4 protein-coding genes are annotated in these 4,946 nt (G+C 42.2%); 1 reads left to right on the forward strand and 3 read right to left on the reverse strand.

Annotation, left to right across the window (positions count from 1 at the left end; translation table 11 throughout):
- Positions 1–30 precede the first annotated feature (30 nt).
- The 3 genes from DXD25_RS15750 to DXD25_RS15760 all read right to left on the reverse strand — a co-directional run bounded on the left by DXD25_RS15750 (position 31) and on the right by DXD25_RS15760 (position 3,501).
- Complete coding sequence (locus DXD25_RS15750; protein ID WP_117664326.1) at positions 31–912, reverse strand: Rpn family recombination-promoting nuclease/putative transposase; 882 nt, start codon at positions 910–912, stop codon at positions 31–33.
- Positions 913–1,023: 111 nt separating this feature from the next.
- Positions 1,024–2,499 carry an RNA-binding domain-containing protein gene (locus DXD25_RS15755; RefSeq protein WP_117664327.1) on the reverse strand — a complete coding sequence of 492 codons (1,476 nt, stop codon included), beginning with the start codon at positions 2,497–2,499 and terminating at the stop codon, positions 1,024–1,026.
- 246 nt (positions 2,500–2,745) lie between these two features.
- On the reverse strand, positions 2,746–3,501 hold the full coding sequence (locus tag DXD25_RS15760; protein ID WP_117664328.1) for a hypothetical protein: 756 nt from the start codon (positions 3,499–3,501) through the stop codon (positions 2,746–2,748).
- A gap of 224 nt (positions 3,502–3,725) precedes the next feature.
- Between DXD25_RS15760 and DXD25_RS15765 the strand changes: the two genes are divergently transcribed.
- Positions 3,726–4,622: a site-specific DNA-methyltransferase gene (locus DXD25_RS15765; protein WP_117664329.1), complete on the forward strand. Its 897-nt coding sequence runs from the start codon at positions 3,726–3,728 to the stop codon at positions 4,620–4,622.
- The last annotated feature ends 324 nt before the right edge of the window (positions 4,623–4,946 follow it).

The following is a 4,946-nucleotide window of genomic DNA, read 5'->3' on the forward strand; positions in this document are numbered from 1 at the left end:
TCGGGAAAGACTATTTATATTATCATTCTACTATTTTAACTTCAGCTGCTCAGCCGACAGCCCTGTTATTTCCATCACAGTAGCTACATCCATACCTTTTGCCAGCATCTTTTTGGCAATTTCGAAGCTTCGCTGATTCATGCCCTTTTCCATTCCTTCAGCCAGTCCTTCTTCTTTTCCTTCTCTCTTAGCGGTATCAATCGAATTCTTGATATCACGATACGCCATCTTGCTGGCTTCATACTCCCGCTGCTCCTGCGGAGTGAATCTTGCAATCTCGGCTTCTTCGAAGAGGCGGTCGAAGACCTTGTCGCATAACGCCTTAGGGCGCTGGGTAAGCTTGTAGAGATTCTTCAGGGCATAGAGCCACTTGTCGTAGAGCGTATCCAACTCGTCAAGCGACTTATTGAACTTGGCGATTTCCACGTAGATAAACTCCAGCTTATCGTAGAAAATCTTGTGCGTAGCAGTATCGCATAGCTGTACATGATGGCGGATTTCCTCCTTATTGAAGGCATCCTCGTTCATATTGAAGTTAAGCAAAGCAATTGTGTAAACATGGTTGAGCTTGAAGTCCCATTCACTACCCTTAGGAGCCTGCTCACGGATAGGGAAAGTGGAATAGAACAGGGCACGATCCTTGAAGTAAGTCTGGTATGCATTCTGCATTTCCACGATAAACTTCTCGCCGTTTGCTCCTTCGCAATATACGTCGAAGATGGCCTTGCGGTCGGTGTAGATATCGCCCACGTTCTCCGGATTCAGATACTTCACGTCCATAACAACTTGTCTGCCATTAAACAAGCTGTTAAGGAAACAGATCAACAAATCCTTGTTAGGAGCTGATCCGAAAATTCGCTTGAAACCGAAATCGGTCAACAAACTGATATATCTTTCTTCTACCTGCTTCATAATCCCTAAGTTATTAATGTTTCTTTTGATGAAGCAAAGATATAACAAAAATCTTAAATCTCCAAATATTTTTAAGCAAAATATCAAAAACAGGATTTCTTCTTTCTTGTTTTAAATGAATACCAGCCACTCTCCGTATTTTCTTCCACCAACACGTTTCAGCAAGCCTTTCTTCTGCAATTTTGCTATAATGAATTTTACTCCATCCTCCGTAATATTACCTAGTGCATTTGCAGCATCTACTCTGGTTGCCTTAGGATTGTCTTTAAAGTACTCCAATACTTTCTTTTGGGTAGTATCCAAATTCTTTTGGGTAGCGATTTCTTTCTTTTGGGTAGTATCGATATCCTCAAATTGCCCCTTTTGGGTAGCAGTTTCTCTCTTTTGGGTAGCAACTTCTCTCTTTTGGGTAGCAGCTTCTCTCTTTTGGATAATTCTCTTAATAATCACCTTAAACTCTTTAGCACTGGCATCATTTTCTAGCTGTATCTCCGGATATTCGGCAAGAATACGCACAATACCAGAACCAATACCTTTATAATATAAGGCATTGGTGGCAAAGGTGGCCATATATGGATTACGTTGATATGTTTTACCATTGCGTATATCCTCTTCTGTTAGTCCACCAGCCAAAGCTCCAGGACTGATAACCTCCACTCTGTTGTCAAAGACGAAAAGGCGGATGGGAGCAGGACGAAGCAAATCACGATGCACCAGTGCATTTTGAATAACTTCTTCCAGAACTTCTTCCGCTATCTCCAGCTTGCCCAACGTATTGAATGAAGCACCCTCTTCCTGTACATTGTGCAGATTAGCTTTAAGAAAAGCCATACTCTTATTATAAAGCTGTGGCATATTGCCCAATATTTCCTTAGAGTCACGGTATTGTGTGCCTGCGAGGTCATTTCCGAAGAATGATACGGCTTTTACCATGCAAGTTGGACAATTGTACTCTGGGTGTTTACCGAAAAACAGATAGCCGGCAAGTGTCGGTACGCCATGATGGTTAAGAATATGTATATTCTTTAACACCTGCTCTGCCTTACCTCCAAATCCGTCTAATGTCGTGGCATAAACCTTCTGAAGGTATTCGTCAATGGCGTAGCGGTCAAGATCATCAAATGTCGTACCGTTCACACCTGCAGCATCTGGCTGATAGCTGCCTGAATCTTGAAACAGGGCAAGAATCTCCGAGTTTTCTGTAATGCGGCGTTTATCGGCTCCTTGTTTCACCCATATTTCCCCATTGAGATTCTTGTAAGGTTTGTTTTTGCCTTCCTCGACAGAACATATCAGGAAATGCTTTTCTTCCACGCGCACAACCTCCGTTTCAATGTAGATGGTTGGTCGCACTTGTTCATTGGCCGCATTGCCAAGTTCACGACTGATTACCTGAATCTCGTCGTATGACAGACCTACAAGCTTGCCACATTTGTCTTCCACACCAAAGAGGATTACTCCACCTTTGGTATTGGCAAAGGCTATCATCTCCTTTGCTATTTCCTTCTGCGAAGTAAACGATTCCTTAAACTGTACTTTCGTAGTCTCGCCACAAAGACACAGGTCTTTAAAAATATCTTCTGTCATAATGCAATTCTTTAATGCTTGTTCCACTTAGAAATGCCTGCTGGATATTTGTGAAATTGTCCTGCAGGTTATGTATCAGTACGTTTATCTCTGCCTGCACATATCTTCCTGATGGATGCAAAGATACAAAAAATATTCAATATATCATTCGTATTTAATGAAACATTCTAAAATCAGCAAGCAGTTTAATGGATTTTTTGTAATACCTCTTCTATTTATCGAAAAAATAACAATCCAATCTTATTATCAGAGAACAAGCGAACTCTTCTTTTGCGTCATCAGCCCCTCGTAATATCTATCAAGCTTATCATAACTTACAAATTTCACCCTATCCGAGATAGGCTTGAAATAATCATGGCTCAACCTGGCTATAAATTCATCATGGCGCCTGGCATCAGCCACGATATACATACGGGCATTAAAACTCTGAAGGTCAGAAAACTTACAGAGAGAATTCTGAATATCCGTAGAATGCTCTACCTCAAAAAAGCTATTGGGCATCATTACCTCGCTGCCCAAAGAATTAGGCTGAAACCACATAACGTCTATCGTGCTACTCCTATTCACGAATTCCTGATAGGAGAATGGCGGAACCCTATCCAATGTGGAGATTTCCCCCAATTTCACATTGATGCATTCCCGATTCTTATCCTGCGCAGGAACGTAGGTGGCGAGTTTCTTCATATTACCGATATACAGCAGAAGTCCCTGATAATAAGAATGATTGAATTCCTGCACCTGCTCTGAATCTGAATTAGTTGCATCTTGTGCCACAATCCCCCTATCCGCCAAGAGACTTCTATATTCCTCCAAAGCCCACAATCCTGGACGAATGCGAAAGATTTCCTTGCGGTCTTGTACAATACGACGTATGGATGCAAATGGAGTCTTGGTATTCCATGTGCAATCCTCTATCTTGAACACCTCCTGATTCAGTTGGCCGAATGTAGCACATCCACCCAACCTCTTCAAGGTCTCTATTACAGCTTCGTATTGTTTCATATCTCGCTAAATTTTATTTCTTTCAATACAAAAAATTAAAATCACCTTGCAAATTTACATCAATATTCAGAAAGAACAAAATAATATATGAAAAACTTTCGATTCTTATTCATTTTAATCTATCTACCATTTCATCCAACCTAATTGATCTTTTTTGATCACGAAAGTTAAAGAATGATCTAATCGTTTATTTATCAGATATTTGCATTACCTTTGCACCCGAAATGATAAACAAAAAGGCGATATATCATAGGACTGATGATTTCACCCTCCTCCAAGGAGACTGTATCAGGCTGATGGGCGAATTTGATTTCAAGTTCGACATGATCTTCGCCGATCCTCCTTACTTCCTATCCAATGGAGGTATCAGCGTGCAGAGCGGAAAGGTGGTGTGCGTGGACAAAGGAGAATGGGATAAGGGCGGTTCACCGGAACACATCGACCAGTTTAATGAAGCGTGGATTTCGGCTTGCCGGGAACATCTGAAGGAGGATGGTACCATTTGGGTATCGGGAACCTATCACAATATCTTCTCCGTGGCAAACAAGCTGACGCAACTGGGATTCAAAATCCTGAATGTCATTACGTGGGCTAAGACAAATCCGCCGCCCAATATCTCGTGCCGATACTTTACTTACTCCACCGAGTTCGTTATCTGGGCAAGAAAGGAGAAGAAGGTGCCGCATTATTACAACTACCAGTTGATGAAAAAACTGAATGATGACAAGCAGATGACGGATGTATGGCGCCTGCCTGCCATCGCAAGATGGGAGAAATCGCAGGGCAAGCATCCTACCCAGAAGCCGCTCGCCCTCCTTGCTCGCATCATTCTGGCTTCTACCAAACCGGGGGCTTGGATTCTCGACCCATTCGCCGGCAGCAGTACCACCGGCATCGCTGCCAATCTGCTGGGCCGCCGCTTCCTGGGCATAGACCAGGAAAAGCAGTATCTGGAACTGAGCAGGGCAAGAAGAGAGGAACTGGAATCGCAGACGATTCTCCACGATTACCGGCATCGCATCAAGGATATCGAGGTGATGGAGAAAATGGATCTGCAGGAAGGTATGCTTCCCGGCTTCATTCTCGGGGAAGAAATGCCGGGTTACGACTTGCCATTCTGAGGGAGCGCATTTTCTTGACACAAGCATGTGCTTCCTCAAAAGTGGAGACAAGGAGGAAGAATGGGGCCTATACCCAAAAAAGTGACTCAATTACTCAGTTACTCAATTACTCAGTTTCTTTCTAGACCCCTACACCTGGAACTTGGTTACAAATTGAAAGTATATTTTTTATATTATATATTTTTATATATATATAAATATATAATATACTATCTATACAGGAAGAAACATACGGGCAGAATAAAACTGAGTAATTGAGTAACTGAGTAATTGAGTACGATTTTAGAGGGGTACGGATAGAAGATTCATAATGGCTTAAAGGAT

It is taken from the genome of Prevotella sp. TF12-30 (genome assembly GCF_003436715.1).
Classification (GTDB): Bacteria; Bacteroidota; Bacteroidia; order Bacteroidales; family Bacteroidaceae; genus Prevotella; species Prevotella copri_A.